Below are 19,154 nucleotides of genomic sequence, written 5' to 3' on the forward strand. Positions count from 1 at the left end.
CGGTTCAGGTTCCTGGCAAAACTGCGCAAGCTCCTTCGTGTGCCTATCAGCTTTTTATGACAAGCCGTACAAAAGGCCAGCAAATGCGGGCGGCATTCTAGCACGGTGGTTTTATGGCGCCAGCGCCCGCACCGGTCTATAACCCTTGGGGTAGTCAAGGAGGTTTATTAGACGATTGTCGACAATGCGTATTTATCCTTTGACTGATGTGGGCGAATTGGCTAGTTTTTGCCGCATTGGATTTAAAGGTGTCGACAATATGCTGGATCAACTCGATCCCCCGGTCATCAGCGGCGACGATTCCGAGACGCTCTCGGAAAACGTCTTCCGGCGCATCCAGGCGGCCATCGTCAAAGGCGAGATCGCCCCGGGCAGCAAGATCTCCGAGCCCGAGCTGGCGCGCACCTACGGCATCAGTCGCGGACCGCTACGCGAAGCCATCCACCGACTCGAAGGCCAGCGTCTGCTGGTGCGCGTACCGCATGTCGGCGCGCGGGTGGTGTCGCTCAGTCACGCCGAATTGCTTGAGCTCTACGAAATTCGCGAATCCCTTGAAGGCATGGCCTGTCGGCTGGCGGCCGAGCGCATGAGCGTCGAAGACATCGACGAATTGCGCCGGGTGCTGGAAACCCACGAGCGCGACGCCGCGTTCCAGGCCGGTGTCGGCTACTACCAGCAGGAAGGCGATTTCGACTTTCACTACCGAATCATCCAGGGCAGCGGCAATCGCACCTTGACCCAGATGCTCTGCGGCGAGCTGTACCAACTGGTGCGCATGTACCGCATCCAGTTTTCCACCACGCCGAACCGGCCGCGTCAGGCCTTCGCCGAACACCACCGGATTCTCGATGCCATCGCCGACCGTGACGGCGAACTCGCGGAATTGTTGATGCGCCGTCACATCGGCGCCTCGAAACGCAACATCGCCCGTCATTACCAGGACGGCGCCGACAATAAGACAGCCACTGAACGAGGTGAGTCATGAGTTCCAAGCAGAACACTCCAGGCCAGCGTTTCCGCGATGCGGTCGCCAGCGAGCATCCATTGCAGGTGGTCGGCGCGATCAACGCCAACCACGCGCTGCTGGCCAAGCGCGCCGGGTTCAAGGCGATCTACCTGTCCGGTGGCGGGGTGGCCGCAGGCTCGCTCGGCGTGCCGGACCTGGGCATCACCGGCCTGGATGACGTGCTGACCGACGTGCGGCGCATCACCGACGTCTGCGACTTGCCGCTGCTGGTGGACGTCGACACCGGTTTCGGCGCCTCGGCATTCAACGTGGCGCGCACTGTGAAGTCGATGATCAAGTTCGGCGCCGCGGCGATTCACATCGAAGACCAGGTCGGCGCCAAGCGCTGCGGCCACCGTCCGAACAAGGAAATCGTCACCCAGCAGGAAATGGTCGACCGCATCAAAGCCGCGGTCGATGCCCGCACCGATGACAGCTTCGTGATCATGGCGCGGACTGACGCGCTGGCGGTTGAAGGTCTGGAATCGGCACTGGATCGCGCCGCCGCGTGCATCGAGGCCGGCGCCGACATGATCTTCCCGGAAGCCATCACTGAACTTGAGATGTACAAGCTGTTCGCCAACCGGGTGAAGGCGCCGATCCTCGCCAACATCACCGAGTTCGGCTCGACGCCGCTGTACACCACCGAGCAACTGGCCGGCGCCGACGTGTCGCTGGTGCTGTACCCGCTGTCGGCGTTCCGCGCGATGAACAAGGCCGCGGAAAACGTCTACACCGCGATCCGTCGCGACGGCACCCAGCAGAATGTCATCGACACCATGCAGACGCGCATGGAGCTTTACGATCGCATCGACTACCACACCTTCGAGCAGAAGCTCGATGCGTTGTTTGCCGCTAGAAAATAAAGGCGAAGATCAAAAGATCGCAGCCTTCGGCAGCTCCTACATGAACCGCATTCCCCTGTAGGAGCTGTCGAGTGCAACGAGGCTGCGATCTTTTGCCAACAACACCGTAATTGCAGATTCCCTAACAAATTCAAGATTGGAGACAGCAATGGCCGAAGCAAAAGTACTCAGTGGCGCCGGGCTCCGGGGCCAGGTTGCCGGGCAAACCGCACTGTCCACCGTGGGCCAGGCCGGTGCCGGGCTGACCTATCGCGGCTACGACGTGCGTGAACTGGCAGCAGACGCGCAGTTCGAAGAAGTGGCTTACCTGCTGCTGTACGGCGAGCTGCCGACCCAGGCACAACTCGACGCCTACCAGCAAAAGCTGAGCAAGCTGCGCGACCTGCCGCAAGCACTGAAAGAAGTCCTGGAACGCATCCCCGCCGACGCCCATCCGATGGACGTGATGCGCACCGGTTGCTCGTTCCTCGGCAACCTCGAGCCGGAGAAAGACTTCTCCGAACAGCGCGACAAGACTGACCGTCTGCTGGCCGCATTTCCGGCGATCATGTGCTACTGGTATCGCTTCAGCCACGACGGCAAGCGCATCAACTGCGTCAGCGACGAACCTACGATTGGCGGCCACTTCCTGCACCTGCTGCACGACAAGAAGCCGAGCGAACTGCACGTCAAAGTGATGAACGTGTCGCTGATTCTTTACGCCGAGCACGAATTCAACGCCTCGACCTTCACCGCACGGGTTTGTGCATCGACCCTGTCGGATCTGTATTCCTGCGTCACCGCAGCGATCGGCTCGCTGCGTGGCCCGCTGCATGGCGGCGCCAACGAAGCGGCGATGGAAATGATCGAGCGCTTCTCTTCGCCGGAAGAGGCGATCAAAGGCACCCTCGGCATGCTCGAGCGCAAGGACAAGATCATGGGCTTCGGCCACGCGATCTATAAGGACAGCGATCCGCGCAACGAGGTGATCAAGGGCTGGTCGAAAAAGCTCGCTGACGAAGTCGGTGACAAGGTGCTGTTTCCGGTTTCCGAAGCCATCGACAAGACCATGTGGGAGCAGAAAAAACTATTCCCGAATGCCGACTTCTACCATGCCTCGGCGTACCACTTCATGGGCATCCCGACCAAGCTGTTCACGCCGATCTTCGTCTGCTCGCGCCTGACCGGCTGGGCCGCGCACGTGTTTGAACAGCGCGCCAACAACCGCATCATCCGTCCAAGCGCCGAGTACATCGGCGTTGAGCAGCGCAAGTTCGTGCCAATCGAACGTCGCTGAATGGTGGACCTGCCACCCGGGTAACTGGATAAACCGGGAACCAATGTGGGAGCGGGCTTGCTCGCGAATGCGGTGTATCAGTCGACAAATCCGTTGAATGACACTCCGCCTTCGGGAGCAAGCCCCCTCCCACAGTTGACCGAGTCCACTTCAGTGCCGGTGTCGGCCCCACCCTTTGAAACTACCGTGACCCGAGTCCTGACCCGATGAACACAGAATTCCGCAAAAACCTGCCCGGCAGTTCCCTGGATTATTTCGACGTCCGTGCGGCGGTCGAGGCGATTCAGCCCGGCAGCTACGACACCCTGCCGTACACCTCACGCGTGCTGGCGGAAAACCTTGTGCGTCGCTGCGACCCGGCCACGCTCACCGATTCGCTGAAACAGCTGATCGAGCGCAAGCGCGACCTCGACTTCCCGTGGTTCCCGGCGCGCGTGGTGTGCCACGACATTCTCGGCCAGACCGCGCTGGTCGATCTCGCCGGCCTGCGCGACGCAATCGCCCTGCAGGGCGGTGACCCGGCGCAGGTCAACCCGGTGGTGCCGACGCAACTGATCGTCGACCACTCGCTGGCGGTAGAAGCGGGCGGTTTCGACAAGCAGGCCTTTGAGAAGAACCGCGCCATCGAAGACCGCCGTAACGAAGACCGTTTCCACTTCATCAACTGGACCAAAAAAGCCTTCAAGAACGTCGACGTGATCCCGCCAGGCAACGGCATCATGCACCAGATCAACCTGGAGAAGATGTCTCCGGTGATTCAGGTACGCGACGGCGTGGCATTCCCCGACACCTGCGTCGGCACCGACAGCCACACCCCGCACGTCGATGCGTTGGGCGTGATCGCCATCGGCGTTGGCGGCCTCGAAGCCGAGAGCGTGATGCTCGGCCGCGCCTCGTGGATGCGCCTGCCGGAAAGCGTCGGCGTCGAACTGACCGGCAAGCTGCAACCGGGCATCACCGCCACCGACATGGTACTGGCGCTGACCGAATATCTGCGCAAACAGAAAGTCGTCGGCGCCTGGCTGGAGTTCTTCGGCGAAGGCGCCTCGGCGCTAACCCTCGGTGACCGCGCGACCATCTCCAACATGGCCCCGGAATACGGTGCCACCGCAGCGATGTTCTACATCGACCAGCAGACCATCGACTACCTGAAACTCACCGGTCGCGAAGACCAGCAAGTGCAGCTCGTCGAGCAGTACGCCAGACTCAACGGCCTGTGGGCTGACAGCCTGAAAGGCGCGCAATACGAGCGTGGCCTGAGTTTCGATCTGTCGTCGGTGGTGCGCAACATGGCCGGCCCGAGCAACCCGCACGCTCGTGTGGCGGTGGCGGATCTGGCGGCCAAAGGCATCTCCGGGCAGTGGGATGACGTGCCGGGGCAAATGCCCGACGGCGCGGTGATCATCGCTGCCATCACCAGTTGCACCAACACCAGCAACCCGCGCAACGTGATCGCCGCCGGCCTGCTGGCGCGCAACGCCAACAAGCTCGGCCTGACCCGCAAGCCGTGGGTCAAATCCTCGCTGGCACCGGGTTCGAAAACCGTGGCGCTGTACCTCGATGAAGCGGGGCTGACCACCGAGCTGGAGCAACTTGGTTTCGGTGTCGTCGCGTTTGCCTGCACCACCTGCAACGGCATGTCCGGCGCCCTCGATCCGGTGATTCAGCAAGAGATCATCGACCGCGATCTGTATGCGACTGCCGTGCTTTCCGGCAACCGCAACTTCGACGGCCGCATCCACCCCTACGCCAAGCAGGCATTCCTCGCGTCGCCGCCGCTGGTGGTCGCTTACGCCATTGCCGGGACCATTCGTTTCGACATCGAAAAGGATGTGCTGGGCGTGGTCGACGGCAAGGAAATCCGCCTGAAGGACATCTGGCCGAGCGATGAAGAAATCGATGCGGTGGTGAAGTCGTCGGTGAAGCCGGAGCAGTTCCGTCAGGTCTACATCCCGATGTTCGCCGTCCACGAAGACACTGGCCCGAAAGTCACGCCGCTGTACGACTGGCGCGAGATGAGTACCTACATCCGCCGTCCGCCGTACTGGGAAGGTGCGCTGGCCGGCGCGCGGCCGCTCAAGGGCATGCGCCCGCTGGCGGTGCTCCCGGACAACATCACCACCGATCACCTGTCGCCCTCGAACGCGATCATGCTCCACAGCGCCGCCGGTGAATATCTGGCGAAAATGGGTCTGCCGGAAGAAGACTTCAACTCGTATGCCACGCACCGTGGCGACCACTTGACCGCGCAGCGCGCCACCTTCGCCAACCCGAAACTGTTCAACGAAATGGTCCAGGAAAACGGCAAGGTCAAACAGGGTTCGCTGGCGCGGGTCGAGCCGGAAGGCAAGGTGATGCGCATGTGGGAAGCCATCGAAACCTACATGGAACGCAAGCAGCCGCTGATCATCATTGCCGGCGCCGATTACGGTCAGGGTTCGTCCCGCGACTGGGCGGCGAAGGGCGTGCGGCTGGCGGGTGTCGAAGCGATCGTCGCCGAAGGTTTCGAGCGTATCCACCGCACCAATCTGGTGGGCATGGGCGTGTTGCCGCTGGAGTTCAAACCGGGCACCGACCGTCACACGCTGGCCATCGACGGCAGCGAAACCTACGACGTGATCGGCGCCCGCACCCCGCGCGCCGACCTGACGCTGGTGATCCACCGCAAGAACGGCGAGCGCGTTGAAGTGCCGGTGACCTGCCGCCTGGATACCGCTGAAGAAGTGTCGATCTACGAGGCCGGCGGCGTGTTGCAGCGCTTCGCCCAGGACTTCCTCGAAGAGTCGGCGGTTGCCGTTTAAATCAACTGATGTAGGCATGGGGTTTCACGCCCATGCCTTCGGTAAGGAGCATCATGGCTCACGCACCACAAATCAAAATCCCCGCCACCTACATGCGCGGCGGCACCAGCAAAGGCGTGTTCTTCAGCCTCAAGGATCTGCCCGAAGCCGCGCAGATTCCCGGTCCGGCCCGCGATGCCTTGCTGCTGCGGGTAATCGGCAGCCCCGACCCCTACGACAAACAGATCGACGGCATGGGCGGTGCCACTTCGAGCACCAGCAAAACCGTGATCCTGTCGAAAAGCAGCAGGGCCGATCACGACGTCGATTACCTGTTCGGTCAGGTCTCCATCGACAAGCCGTTCGTGGACTGGAGCGGCAATTGCGGCAACCTCTCGGCGGCGGTCGGTTCGTTCGCCATCAGCAACGGTCTGGTGGATGCCGGCCGCATTCCGCACAACGGTGTGGCGGTGGTGCGCGTATGGCAGGCCAACATCGGCAAGACCATCATCGCCCACGTGCCGATCAGCAACGGCGAAGTGCAGGAAACCGGTGATTTCGAGCTCGACGGCGTGACCTTTCCGGCCGCCGAAGTGCAACTGGAGTTCATGGATCCGGCAGCGGAAGAAGAGGGCGGCGGCGGTTCGATGTTCCCCACCGGTAACCTGATCGACGAGCTGGAAGTGCCGGGTGTCGGCACGTTCAAGGCGACCATGATCAACGCCGGGATTCCGACGATTTTCGTCAACGCCGCAGACATCGGCTACACCGGCACCGAGCTTCAGAGCGCGATCAACGGCGATCCGAAAGCGCTGCAGATGTTCGAAACCATCCGCGCCTACGGTGCATTGCGCATGGGGCTTATTTCGAATCTGGACGAAGCGGCCAAGCGACAGCACACGCCGAAAGTCGCGTTCGTCGCCAGGCCTGCGGATTACGTGGCGTCCAGCGGCAAGGCGATTGCCGCCGGTGATGTGGATCTGCTGGTGCGCGCATTGTCGATGGGCAAATTGCACCACGCGATGATGGGCACGGCGGCGGTGGCAATCGGCACGGCGGCAGCGATCTCCGGGACTCTGGTGAATCTCGCGGCGGGCGGTGTCGAACGCAACGCGGTGCGCTTCGGCCATCCGTCCGGGACGCTGCGCGTAGGCGCCGAGGCCAGCCTGGAAAACGGTGAGTGGGTGGTGAAAAAAGCCATCATGAGCCGCAGTGCACGCGTCCTCATGGAAGGCTACGTACGCATCCCCGGCGACGCCTTCTGACCCAACACCGAACAGAACTGTGGGAGCGGGCTTGCTCGCGAAAGCGGCGTATCAGGCAACAGAGATGTCGACTGACAAGACGCCTTCGCGAGCAAGCCCGCTCCCACAGTGGATCATTGCAACCTGACATCTCCCTGTAGGAGCTGCCGCAGGCTGCGATCTTTTGATTTTGCTTTTCAAGATCAAGATCAAAAGATCGCAGCCTGCGGCAGCTCCTACAGGGATTGCATTTCAATAATAAAAAATTGCCAGCTTGAACCGAGGTCCCATCAACGAACCACTGCAAGAGTGAATCGAACATGAGCGCCAACGTCGACCTGAACAACCGCCCAGACTACGACCGTGTCCTGCAGGACATCGCCGATTACGTCCTCACCTTCAACATCGAATCTGCCGAAGCCCTCGACACTGCCCGCAACTGCCTGATGGACACCCTCGGTTGTGGCCTGCTGGCGTTGCGGTTCCCCGAGTGCACCAAACACCTTGGCCCACTCGTCGAAGGCACCGTGGTGCCGTTCGGGGCGCGGGTGCCGGGCACTTCCTATCGTCTCGACCCGGTGAAAGCCGCGTGGGACATCGGCTGCATCGTGCGCTGGCTCGACTACAACGACACCTGGCTCGCCGCCGAGTGGGGGCATCCGTCGGACAACCTCGGCGGGATTCTCGCGGTGGCCGATCACCTGTCGCAGAAGCGCGTTGCCAATGGTGAGAAGCCGCTGACGATTCGCGATGTACTTGAAGCGATGATCATGGCCCACGAAATTCAAGGCGTGATCGCGCTGGAAAATTCCTTCAACCGCGTCGGCCTCGACCACGTGCTGCTGGTGAAAGTCGCTTCGACCGCCGTCACCGCCAAACTGATGGGCGCCAATCGCGAGCAGCTGCTGTCGGCGTTGTCCCATGCGTTTGCCGACGGTCAGGCGCTGCGCACCTATCGCCATGCGCCGAACGCCGGGTCGCGCAAGTCATGGGCGGCGGGGGATGCGACCAGTCGTGGCGTGCGTCTGGCCGACATCGCCCTGCGTGGCGAGATGGGTATTCCCGGGGTGTTGACGGCCAGGCAGTGGGGCTTCTATGACGTATCGTTCAGCCATACCAACAATGATCTGGCGCTCAAGCCCGAAGGCAAACGCGCCTTCAATTTCTCGCGGCCCTACGGCAGTTACGTGATGGAAAACGTGCTGTTCAAGATCAGCTTCCCCGCCGAGTTCCACGCGCAAACGGCCTGCGAAGCAGCGGTGACCTTGCATCCGTTGGTGCGCAACCGCTTGCATGAAATCGACCGCATCGTCATCACCACCCATGAGTCGGCGATTCGCATCATTTCCAAGGTCGGACCGTTGGCCAACGCCGCCGACCGCGACCACTGCCTCCAGTACATGACCGCCGTGCCGCTGGCATTCGGCAATCTGGTGGCCGAACAATACGAGGACGATTTCCACGCTGCGCACCCGATCATCGATGTGTTGCGCGAGAAGATGGTCATCGTCGAAGACCCGCGTTTCACCCGCGAGTATCTGGAGGCCGACAAGCGCTCGATTGCCAACGCGGTGCAGGTGTTTTTCAAGGACGGATCGAGCACCGAGAACGTGGTGGTGGAATACCCGATCGGCCACCGTCGCCGCCGCGCCGATGGCATCCCGTTGCTGGAGGACAAGTTCAAGGCCAATCTGGCGACGCGTTTCACCGGCCAGCGCAGCAACGAGATCTTCACCCTGTGCAAGGATCAGCAAGCGCTCGAAGCCACGCCGGTCAATCGCTTCGTCGACCTGTTCGTGATCTAGGCCAACGCCAGAGGTGTCGCGGGCTACAGGCTGCCCTCGACATCCTCCAGGCTGAAGGTTTCGGTGTGGTCGTCGTAGGAGAAAATCTCCGCGTAACGACCCCAGGCGATCACCACTTCCAGGGTTCTCTCGACGAACGCTTCGGTCAGCGAGTCCTGCAGTTCCTGCTCGAAACGCACCCGTGGCGCGCGGTGACCATTGCGCTCCAGTAGTACCTGACGGATGCGCGCGGCCAGCGGCACGTGGCGAATCAGGTGTTCGGCGAACAGGGTTTTGCGTTCTTGGGTGCCGTAGTCGGCGAACAGTTTGCCGGCGTCGGTCAGGGTGATGTCGGCGCCTTTGAGTTCAGCGAAACCGAGGTGCTCGATCATCTCGGCCACGGGGAACAGGTCATCGACTTCCAGCAGACGCCGTTCAGCCACGGTGGGCAGGCCGGCGTGGCCGTTGTAGGGTTCGGCGGCGATGGTTTCGATCAGACCGGCCATCAGGTTGGTCGAGACCTCAGGCAGCGGACTGCTCATTTTCAGCTCGGGTTTGCCGGCGCTGGCATCGGCGCTGCGCCGGTCAGTCATCTGCGCGTAAATGTCGTCGACCATCTGCCGGAAAGCCGGATCCAGGCGGTTGCGTGGATGGGCGAACGGCACTTTGATTTCCGCCACCACCCGCCCCGGGTTGGACGACAACACCAGAATGCGGTCGCACATCAGCACCGCTTCTTCGATGTTGTGGGTGACGATCAGGATCGATTTGATCGGCAGTTGCTTGCCGCTCCACAGGTCCAGCAGATCCGTGCGCAGGGTTTCGGCGGTCAGTACGTCGAGTGCCGAAAAGGGTTCGTCCATCAGCAACAGGGTCGGGTTGACCACCAGCGCGCGCGCGAAGCCCACGCGCTGGCGCATGCCGCCGGACAACTCGCGCGGGTAGGCGTTTTCGAAACCGTCGAGGCCGATCAGGTCGATCGCCGCCAGCGCCCGTTTACGCGCAGCCTTGCGTTCGACCTGCAAGGCTTGCAGGCCGGCCTCGACGTTTTCCAGCACCGTCAGCCACGGGAACAGGGCAAAGGTCTGGAACACCATCGCCACACCTTCGGCCGGGCCGTGCAGCGGCTGGCCGTTGTACAGGACATCGCCCGATGACGGTTCGATCAGGCCGGCAATGATCCGCAGCAAGGTGGATTTGCCGGAGCCGGAGCGGCCGAGCATGCCGACGATCTCGCCTTCGCGCAGGGTCAGATCGACCCCGCTGAGCACTTGCAGTTCTTCCTTGCCCTTGCCAAACACCCGGTTCACATCGCTGAGCGAGTAGATTTCGGGGCTGGCGGCGGTTTGTTCGGTATAGGTATTCATCGCAGCGAGTCCCATCAGTTCAGGCGCAGTTTGTTTTCGGCCACGGCGTACATCGGTCGCCAGACCAGACGATTGAAGGCCACGACAAAGATCGCCATGACCACCACGCCGAGGGTGATTTTCGGAAAGTCTCCGGCGGCGGTGGTCTGGGCGATATAGGCCCCGAGACCGTGGGCAACGACTTTGTCCTGCCCCCAGGAGACGAATTCGGAGACGATGCTGGCGTTCCACGCACCGCCCGAGGCGGTAATGGCGCCGGTCACGTAGTACGGGAAAATGCCCGGCAGCATGACCTTGCGCCACCACAACCAGCCGCGAATGCGGAAGTTGGCGGCGGCCTCCTTGTAGTCATTGGGGAAGGCGCTGGCCCCGGCGATCACGTTGAACAGGATGTACCACTGCGTGCCGAGCACGATCAGCGGGCTGAGCCAGATGTCCGGGTTCAACTGGTAGCGCAGGATCACGATGACGAATACCGGGAACAGCAGGTTCGCCGGAAACGCCGCGAGGAACTGCGCCAGCGGCTGGATCTTTTCTGCCAGCGCCGGACGCAGGCCGATCATCACTCCCAGCGGCACCCAGATCAGCGAAGCAATGAGAATCAGACCGGCCACTCGCAGCAAGGTAAAGAACCCCAGCAGCAATACATGGCCGACCTCGGCGAGCGTCACTTCTGTGCCGACATACAGGACGATGTGATAAAGCGCATAAGCCGTCAGCAGCGCGATCAATGTGCCCCAGATCCAGTCGATCATTTTCGATCTGCTCGGGTTGTCCGCGCTGAGGGTGTGGCGCGCCGCGCGCGGCAGGTTCAAGCGCATGTTGCCCAGCCGGCTGATGGCGCGGCTGAACGGGCGCAGCAGGCGCTGGATCAAGCGGGTGCGCTGGATCAGGTTCAGTACCCAGGATTCGGGCGCGGCGGTCTGCGAGGCGGTGTTTTCCATGCGGAACTTGTCGGCCCAGGCCACCAGCGGGCGGAACAGGAACTGGTCGTAGATCAGGATCACCACGATCATCGTCAGGATCACGTAACCCACCGCGTGCAGGTCTTTCTGCGCGATGGCCATGGCCAGATACGAGCCGATACCCGGCAGGGTGATGGTCTGGTCTCCCACCGTGATTGCTTCCGATGCCACCACGAAGAACCAGCCGCCGGACATGCTCATCATCATGTTCCACACCAGCCCTGGCATGGCGAAAGGCACGTCGAGTTTCCAGAAACTCTGCCAGCCGGACAGTTGCAGGTTGGTCGACACCTCCACCAGATCCCGCGGCAGCATGCGCAGCGACTGGTAGAAGCTGAACGTCATGTTCCACGCCTGACTGGTGAAAATCGCAAAGATCGCGGCGAATTCCGCCCCGAGTGCCCGGCCGGGAAACAACAGCAGAAAAAAGGTCACGGTGAAGGAGATGTAGCCCAGCACTGGGACCGATTGCAGGATGTCCAGCACCGGCACCAGCAGTTTTTCGGCGCGCCGGCTTTTCGCGGCCAGGGTGCCGTAAAGCAGGGTGAACACCAGCGCCGCGACCATCGCCGCGAGCATGCGCAGGGTGGTGCGCATGGCGTATTCCGGCAGGTTGCTCGGGTCGAGAGAGATCACCTCGCTCTGCAAGGTGGCGATCGGTGCCCAGGTTTCCCGGGCGGTGATCGAGAAAAACAGCAAGAAGCCGATCACCAGCGGCATGGCGATCAGGTCCCAGCGATTGGGCAGCAAGCGCCGGGTCGTGGCCGGGATGTAGTGACGGAACACTTTCTTCATACGCAGTGATTCCAGCGGTGTCCAAAGGGGGCGCGGCAGTCTGAGCGTAGCTTCTGTCTGCACGACCCACCGAGAATGAGCGGATGCTCGTTCTTCAGGTTCAAGTGGGAGGTGAATGTTGCGGGCCCGCTGAATTCATCAGGCCAGGAGGGCTGGCGCATCCGGTTTGGGAACCGGATGCGCTGCTTGCGCGGATTGTATATTTCCAGATGTTACAAAGACGTAAAGACAGTGTCTGTTTTAAGTGAAGAAATTTTCATCCGGTAAATGCCCGTCCGTCTACGCGAAACGCAGGATTACCCGGCGATTGTTGCGGCTTTTCTTCTCGATTTTTTCGCAATACACCCGGCCGATTTCCCGGGTGTTGTGCACATGGGTGCCGCCACAGGGCTGGATGTCGACGCCGCTGATCTCGACCATGCGCAAGTCACCCTGAATGACGGGCGGCTTGACCGTCTTGCTGCCGGTCCTCTCCAGCAAGGCGGGGTACTCGGCGGCCGGCATCGACAGGGTATTGACCGTGCAGGCCTGTTCGATCAGCGCGTTGAGGTCGCGGGTGATGCTGTCCTTGTCGAGGGTCATTTCCGGCAGATCGAAATCCAGTCGGCCCTTGTCGGCGCTGATGCTGCACCCGGTGACTGGCGCATTGATCAGCGCACCGAGCAGATGCAGGCAGGTATGCATCTTCATGTGCTGATAGCGCCGCTCCCAATCGAGGCTGGCGTTGACCAATGCGCCGGTACACAGCTGCGGCGGGCACTCCTGCACCTGATGCCAGATGATCGACGGCAGCAGGGGATCGCGCACCGTTCCGGTGACGTCGATCCGCGTGCCATCCACCAGACTGAAATGCCCGGTGTCACCCGGTTGCCCGCCACCGGTTGGGTAGAAAAGGGTGTGTTCCAGCACGACGGCCTGATCGACCACTGCGATGACTCGGGCACCAAAGGCGCGCCGGTAGGGTTCGCTGTTAAACAGGCTGAGGGTTTCCATGGTGTGTACCGACATTTGAACCTCCGATGTTCAAAGTTGAGTGGTGTGTGAGCCCTTGTGCTCACGTCGGGTCGTGGGCTTTCAGCGTTTGAGCGGTAGCTTGGTGATCGCGAAACCGGCGAGCAGGATTGCCGAGTACAGCATCAGGTCCCGCGAGATCGGCGTGCCTTCGTACCAGGCGCCGATGAGCAGGGCGAATACCGGGAAGATGATGAACACGAACGACAGCAGCACCGGGCTCAGGCGTTTGAGCAGGATGAAATAGACGATAAAGCCGCCCACTGACGCCACCAGTCCGAGGTACAGCAGAGCGCCCCATGAGCGCGCGGTCACGTCCTTGAATACCGGTGCTTCCACGTTCAAGCCGACAATAAATAACATCAGCCCGGCGATGCCGATCGGCAGGGTGTTGTAGGTGATCACGCTGATCGCGCTGCCGTGCTTTTTGGTCACCACGTAACACAGCGCATGCAGGATCGCTGCGCACAGAATCGCCAGCACGCCGAGCCATTCCGCCTGATCCAGATGCAGGCCTTGGCTGCGAATGATCATGAACAGACTGGCGAAACCGATGGCGATACCGAGCATCTGTGTGGGGAGGATTTTCTCGCGCAGAAACAGCGCGGAAAAAATCAGGATAAATACCGGCATGCAACTGAACAGCAGTGCTGTCAGACCGGACGAAACGTGCATCTCGCCGTAGTTGAGCAGGTAGTACGGCACGCTGAAGTACGACAGCGTGACGAACACGAAAAACCAGCGGCTCTGCCGTGGGAACAGCAGCGGCTCCTTGCGCAACACGGCGAAGCTCAGGAACAGCGGAAAGGCGATCAGAAAGCGCAGACCGGCGGCGGTCAGTGGCGGCACGCTTTCCACGGCAATCTTGATCCCCAGCCACGTAGTGCCCCAGCTCAGGCAGACGATCAGAAACAAGGTGCTGGTGAGCAATCCGGCGAGCCAGGGTTTGCTGATGTTCAGCGGTGCGCTGATGGCAGTCGACATGCTTGGTGCTCCGCAGCAAAGGAATTGACCCGGTTGTTGAAAAGGGCTATCCCTGATTGAACCTGTTTTCAGCACGCTATTCGGGGCGACAATGACTGTCAAAGTAAGTATTGCCATGGTGTCAATCCTCCGCGACGGCCTCGCCAACGGGGTCGGCGTGAAGTACAAGCGCCTGGCAGATGCGGTGCAGCAGGCTATCGCCGAAGGCGTGATTGCGGCGGGAGCGAAATTGCCGCCGCACCGGCTGTTGGCCGATAGCCTGGGCGTGACCATCGGCACCATCAGTCGCGCCTATGGCGAACTGGAGCGGGTCGGTCTGGTGGTGGCCCGCGTCGGCGATGGCACTTATGTGCGTGAGCGCGGGATGGAGCGGCCGCAGGACAGGGGCTTTCGCAATGTCAGCGATGAGCCGCGCGCCTGTTTTGACATGAGCCGCAATCAGCCGATCCCCGGGCAGGAAGCGGCGTTCATGAGCCAGACCCTGCACAGCCTCGCCAGTGATCCGCGCGGCTTGCAGCAGTTGACCGGTTACACCGTCGAAAGCGGTTTGCTGCAGCATCGGCAGGCGGGGGCGCGCTGGTTGAGTCATGGCGCGTTTCAGCCGCACGCCGATCAGGTGTTGTGCGTCAATGGCGGCCAGCATGGCTTGCTGTGCGCCTTGATGGGCCTGCTCAAGGCCGGCGATACGCTGGTTACCGAGCATCTGACCTATCCAGGCCTGATCAGCGTCGCGCGCCAGTTGGGGATCAAACTCATCGGTGTCGCAATGGATGACGAAGGGCTGCTGCCGGCAGCGCTGGACGACATCTGCCGGCAGCACCGTGTCTCGGCGCTGTACTGCACGCCGACGATTCAGAACCCGACGGCGGCAGTCATGTCGGTGCCACGGCGCGAGGCGATTGCCGACATCTGTCGCCAACACAATCTGCTGATTTTCGAAGACGACGCACATGCGGTGCTGGCCCGCCAGCGACCGTTGCCGCTGAGCCATTTCGCCGCCGAGCGTGCGGTGTTGATCGGCAGTCTGAGCAAGGCGGTTTCAGCCGGTCTGCGGGTCGGTTATCTGCATGCACCGCAAGCGCTGATCGGGCGCCTGAGTGCGGCCATTCGCGGCACCTGCTGGATGGCCAATCCGCTGGCGATGGAGTTGGCGAGCCGCTGGATCGACAACGGCATGGCCGAGCGTTTGCTGGATGAGCAGATCAGCGAAATCGGCCGACGCAAGGCGCTGGTCGCGCCGGTGTTGGCGGGGCTCAATTACAAAGCGGATGCGCATAGTCCGCACTTCTGGATCGAGGTGCCGGAGCTGTGGCGTGCGTCGCAGATTGCGGCGGAGCTCAAGGAGAACAACTATCTGGTGGCCACCGCCGAAGCATTCGCGGTCGGGCATGCGGCGGTGCCACAGTTCATTCGAGCGAGTGTGTGCAATGCGGTGGGGGAGGACCGGTTGCTGCTGTCCGGGTTCGAGGCTCTGGCGCGGGCATTAACGGAAACCGTGTAATCGTTCTTCGCGAGCAAGCTCGCTCCCACATGCGATCGCATTCCAACTGGAGGAACTCGATCAACCTGTGGGCGCGAGCTTGCTCGCGAAGGCGTCAGAACAGACACCACAAATCTATTTGAACCGCCGCTCCACGCCTTTCTCCACCAGAATCTTCGCCGAAATCTCTTCCACCGAAAAATGCGTGGAGTTGATGTGCGGGATGTTCTCGCGGCGGAACAGGTTTTCCACTTCACGCACTTCGAATTCGCACTGGGCGTAGCTCGAATAACGGCTGTTGGGCTTGCGCTCGTTGCGGATCGCGGTGAGGCGATCCGGGTCGATGGTCAGGCCGAACAGCTTGTGCTGATGGGCGCGCAGGGCGGTTGGCAGGGTCAGGCGCTCCATGTCGTCTTCGGTCAGCGGGTAGTTGGCCGCGCGAATGCCGAATTGCATCGCCATGTACAGACACGTCGGCGTCTTACCACAACGCGACACGCCCACTAGTATCAGGTCGGCCTTGTCGTAATAGTGGGTGCGCGCGCCGTCGTCGTTGTCGAGGGCGAAGTTCACCGCCTCGATGCGCTCCATGTAATTGGAGTTATGCCCGATCGAGTGGGACTTGCCGACGGTGTAGGAAGAATGCTCGGTCAGTTCCTGTTCGAGCGGGGCGAGGAAGGTCGAGAAAATGTCGATCATGAAACCATTGGAGGTTGCGAGAATCTCACGGATGTCCTGATTGACGATGGTGTCGAAGATGATCGGGCGCATGCCGTCGGTTTCAGCGGCTTTGTTGATTTGTTGTACCATGGCCCGCGCTTTGTCCGCGTTGTCGATATACGGCCGCGTGACTTTGCTGAAGGTAATGTTTTCGAACTGCGCCAGAAGGCTTTGACCCAGGGTTTCGGCAGTGATGCCGGTGCCATCGGAGATAAAGAAAGCAGATCGTTTCATTTGCACCTTGGGCCTTAAGCTAGTCATCAATCTTGGATATGATAGGCGCGATTGCCGGCCGCCAATGGCCCGCATTCTCACTTATTTTCCAGGTCCAGGCCATACAGCCGGCCAACGCTCCCCCGAGCTGCCGGTTTCTGAGCTTTTCCAACACAGTTAGTGGAGAGATCACCTTGGTAGAGTACGTAGTTTCCCTCGATAAGCTCGGCAAACACGATGTTGAGCATGTGGGGGGCAAGAACGCATCCCTGGGCGAGATGATCAGCAACCTGGCGGGTGCCGGTGTGTCGGTCCCCGGCGGCTTTGCCACCACCGCGCAGGCCTATCGCGACTTTCTCGAACTGAGCGGCCTCAACGATCAGATCCACAAGGCTCTCGACGCCCTGGACGTCGATGACGTCAATGCACTGGCCAAGACCGGTGCGCAGATCCGTCAATGGATCATGGACGCCGAATTCCCTGAAAAACTCAATGCCGAGATCCGCACCGCGTTCGCCGCGTTGTCGGCCGGTAACCCTGATGTGGCCGTGGCCGTGCGTTCTTCCGCCACCGCCGAAGACTTGCCGGACGCCTCGTTCGCCGGTCAGCAGGAAACCTTCCTGAACATCCGTGGCGTGGAAAACGTTATCCGCGCCGCCAAAGAGGTGTTCGCTTCGCTGTTCAACGACCGGGCGATTTCCTACCGCGTGCACCAGGGCTTCGACCACAAACTGGTCGCCCTGTCGGCCGGCGTGCAGCGCATGGTGCGTTCGGAAACCGGTACGGCCGGCGTGATGTTCACCCTCGATACCGAATCCGGTTTCCGTGACGTGGTGTTCATCACCGGCGCCTACGGCCTGGGCGAAACCGTTGTTCAAGGCGCGGTGAACCCTGACGAATTTTATGTGCACAAGGGCACGCTGGAAGCCGGTCGTCCGGCGATCCTGCGTCGCAACCTCGGCAGCAAGGCGATCAAGATGATCTACGGCGACGAGGCCAAGGCCGGTCGTTCGGTGAAGACCGTCGATGTCGACAAGGCTGAGCGTGCGCGTTTCTGCCTGACCGACGCTGAAGTCAGCGAGCTGGCCAAGCAGGCGATGATCATCGAGAAGCACTACGGCTGCCCGATGGACATCGAGTGGGCCAAGGACGGTGACGACGGCAAGCTGTACATCGTGCAGGCCCGTCCGGAAACCGTGAAGAGCCGCACCCAGGCCAACGTCATGGAACGTTACCTGCTGAAAGAAACCGGCACCGTGCTGGTGGAAGGTCGTGCCATCGGCCAGCGCATCGGCGCCGGTAAGGTGCGGATCATCAAGGACGTCTCGGAAATGGACAAAGTCCAGGCCGGCGATGTATTGGTCTCCGACATGACCGACCCAGACTGGGAACCGGTGATGAAGCGCGCCAGCGCCATCGTCACCAACCGTGGCGGGCGTACCTGTCACGCGGCGATCATCGCCCGTGAGCTGGGGATTCCGGCGGTTGTGGGTTGCGGCAACGCCACCCAACTGCTGAAGGATGGCCAAGGCGTGACCGTGTCCTGCGCTGAGGGTGACACCGGTTACATCTTCGAAGGCGAGCTGGGCTTCGACGTCAAGAAGAACTCCGTGGACGCCATGCCAGAGCTGCCGTTCAAGATCATGATGAACGTCGGCAACCCGGACCGCGCCTTCGACTTCGCGCAACTGCCGAACGCCGGTGTCGGCCTGGCCCGTCTGGAATTCATCATCAACCGCATGATCGGCGTGCACCCGAAAGCACTGCTGAACTACGACGGCCTGCCGCAGGAAATCAAGGACAGCGTCGACAAGCGCATCGCCGGTTACGACGATCCGGTTGGCTTCTACGTCGAAAAATTGGTTGAGGGCATCAGCACCCTCGCTGCCGCGTTCTGGCCAAAGAAGGTCATCGTGCGTCTGTCGGACTTCAAGTCCAACGAATACGCCAACCTGATCGGCGGCAAGCTCTACGAGCCGGAAGAAGAAAACCCGATGCTCGGCTTCCGTGGCGCTTCGCGTTACATCAGCGAATCGTTCCGCGACTGCTTCGAACTCGAGTGCCGCGCGCTGAAACGCGTACGCAACGAGATGGGCCTGACCAACGTCGAAATCATGGTGCCGTTCGTCCGTACCCTCGGCGAAGCCAGCCAGGTGGTCGATCTGCTCGCCGAAAACGGCCTGGCCCGTGGCGACAACGGCCTACGCGTGATCATGATGTGCGAACTGCCATCCAACGCGATTCTCGCTGAAGAATTCCTCGAATTCTTCGACGGTTTCTCGATCGGTTCCAACGACCTGACCCAGCTGACCCTGGGCCTGGACCGTGACTCCGGGATCATCGCGCACCTGTTCGACGAGCGTAATCCGGCGGTCAAGAAGCTGTTGGCCAACGCGATTGCCGCGTGCAACAAGGCCGGCAAGTACATCGGCATCTGCGGCCAGGGCCCTTCGGACCACCCGGATCTGGCCAAGTGGCTGATGGAGCAGGGCATCGAAAGCGTGTCGCTGAACCCGGATTCCGTACTGGAAACCTGGTTCTTCCTCGCGGAAGGTCAGGCGCAGGCTTGATCCATATGTGAACGGCCATCCTCCCCTGTGGGAGCGGGCTTGCTCGCGAAGACGGAATAAGATCCGCCACAAATGTTGGCTGATACACCGCTT

General features: G+C 61.3%; 13 protein-coding genes and 1 pseudogene. 8 read left to right on the forward strand and 6 right to left on the reverse strand.

What is annotated here, in order from left to right; all coding sequences use genetic code 11:
• Positions 1–262: 262 nt before the first annotated feature.
• The 5 genes from V9L13_RS01630 (at position 263) to prpF (ending at position 7,193) form a co-directional block, all read left to right on the forward strand.
• Entirely contained in the window at positions 263–985 is a 723-nt protein-coding gene (locus tag V9L13_RS01630; protein WP_174377155.1) for a GntR family transcriptional regulator, read from the forward strand.
• Positions 982–1,872, forward strand: coding sequence for a methylisocitrate lyase (gene prpB, locus V9L13_RS01635; RefSeq protein ID WP_338801262.1), 891 nt, complete (start codon positions 982–984; stop codon positions 1,870–1,872). Before V9L13_RS01630 ends, prpB begins: the two co-directional genes overlap by 4 nt.
• 148 nt (positions 1,873–2,020) lie before the next feature.
• Entirely contained in the window at positions 2,021–3,148 is a 1,128-nt protein-coding gene (gene prpC / locus V9L13_RS01640) for a 2-methylcitrate synthase (protein ID WP_003223270.1), read from the forward strand.
• Between the two features lie 206 nt (positions 3,149–3,354).
• Positions 3,355–5,949, forward strand: coding sequence for a Fe/S-dependent 2-methylisocitrate dehydratase AcnD (acnD, locus tag V9L13_RS01645; RefSeq protein WP_338801263.1), 2,595 nt, complete (start codon positions 3,355–3,357; stop codon positions 5,947–5,949).
• Positions 5,950–6,002: 53 nt separating this feature from the next.
• Positions 6,003–7,193: a 2-methylaconitate cis-trans isomerase PrpF gene (prpF, locus tag V9L13_RS01650; RefSeq protein ID WP_338801264.1), complete on the forward strand. Its 1,191-nt coding sequence runs from the start codon at positions 6,003–6,005 to the stop codon at positions 7,191–7,193.
• 17 nt (positions 7,194–7,210) lie between these two features.
• Here the strand turns inward: prpF and V9L13_RS01655 are convergent.
• Positions 7,211–7,300 (reverse strand): annotated as a pseudogene (locus tag V9L13_RS01655) (DUF4381 domain-containing protein); the annotation flags it as partial.
• A 192-nt stretch (positions 7,301–7,492) separates the two neighbouring features.
• Here V9L13_RS01655 and prpD point away from each other — a divergent pair.
• Positions 7,493–8,977 (forward strand): 2-methylcitrate dehydratase, encoded by a 1,485-nt coding sequence (gene prpD, locus V9L13_RS01660; protein ID WP_338801265.1) that lies wholly within the window; start codon positions 7,493–7,495, stop codon positions 8,975–8,977.
• Positions 8,978–9,000: 23 nt separating this feature from the next.
• On the opposite strand, the gene V9L13_RS01665 is transcribed toward prpD, so the two are convergent.
• The 4 genes from V9L13_RS01665 to V9L13_RS01680 all read right to left on the reverse strand — a co-directional run bounded on the left by V9L13_RS01665 (position 9,001) and on the right by V9L13_RS01680 (position 14,078).
• Entirely contained in the window at positions 9,001–10,323 is a 1,323-nt protein-coding gene (locus V9L13_RS01665) for a nitrate/sulfonate/bicarbonate ABC transporter ATP-binding protein (protein WP_103521152.1), read from the reverse strand.
• 14 nt (positions 10,324–10,337) lie between these two features.
• Entirely contained in the window at positions 10,338–12,083 is a 1,746-nt protein-coding gene (locus V9L13_RS01670; protein WP_338801266.1) for an ABC transporter permease subunit, read from the reverse strand.
• Between the two features lie 279 nt (positions 12,084–12,362).
• On the reverse strand, positions 12,363–13,091 hold the full coding sequence (locus tag V9L13_RS01675; RefSeq protein WP_338801267.1) for an alanyl-tRNA editing protein: 729 nt from the start codon (positions 13,089–13,091) through the stop codon (positions 12,363–12,365).
• A gap of 66 nt (positions 13,092–13,157) precedes the next feature.
• A complete protein-coding gene (locus V9L13_RS01680; RefSeq protein ID WP_338801268.1) occupies positions 13,158–14,078 on the reverse strand; it encodes an EamA family transporter in 921 nt (306 codons plus the stop codon).
• A gap of 91 nt (positions 14,079–14,169) precedes the next feature.
• Between V9L13_RS01680 and V9L13_RS01685 the strand changes: the two genes are divergently transcribed.
• Positions 14,170–15,579, forward strand: coding sequence for a PLP-dependent aminotransferase family protein (locus V9L13_RS01685; protein ID WP_338801269.1), 1,410 nt, complete (start codon positions 14,170–14,172; stop codon positions 15,577–15,579).
• A 114-nt stretch (positions 15,580–15,693) separates the two neighbouring features.
• Here V9L13_RS01685 and V9L13_RS01690 read toward each other — a convergent pair whose 3' ends face one another.
• Positions 15,694–16,512: a pyruvate, water dikinase regulatory protein gene (locus tag V9L13_RS01690; protein WP_003223283.1), complete on the reverse strand. Its 819-nt coding sequence runs from the start codon at positions 16,510–16,512 to the stop codon at positions 15,694–15,696.
• 173 nt (positions 16,513–16,685) lie between these two features.
• Here V9L13_RS01690 and ppsA point away from each other — a divergent pair, with 173 nt between their 5' ends.
• Positions 16,686–19,061 (forward strand): phosphoenolpyruvate synthase, encoded by a 2,376-nt coding sequence (ppsA, locus tag V9L13_RS01695; RefSeq protein ID WP_338801270.1) that lies wholly within the window; start codon positions 16,686–16,688, stop codon positions 19,059–19,061.
• The last annotated feature ends 93 nt before the right edge of the window (positions 19,062–19,154 follow it).

It is taken from the genome of Pseudomonas sp. RSB 5.4, from assembly GCF_037126175.1.
Classification (GTDB): domain Bacteria; phylum Pseudomonadota; class Gammaproteobacteria; order Pseudomonadales; family Pseudomonadaceae; genus Aquipseudomonas; species Aquipseudomonas fluorescens_H.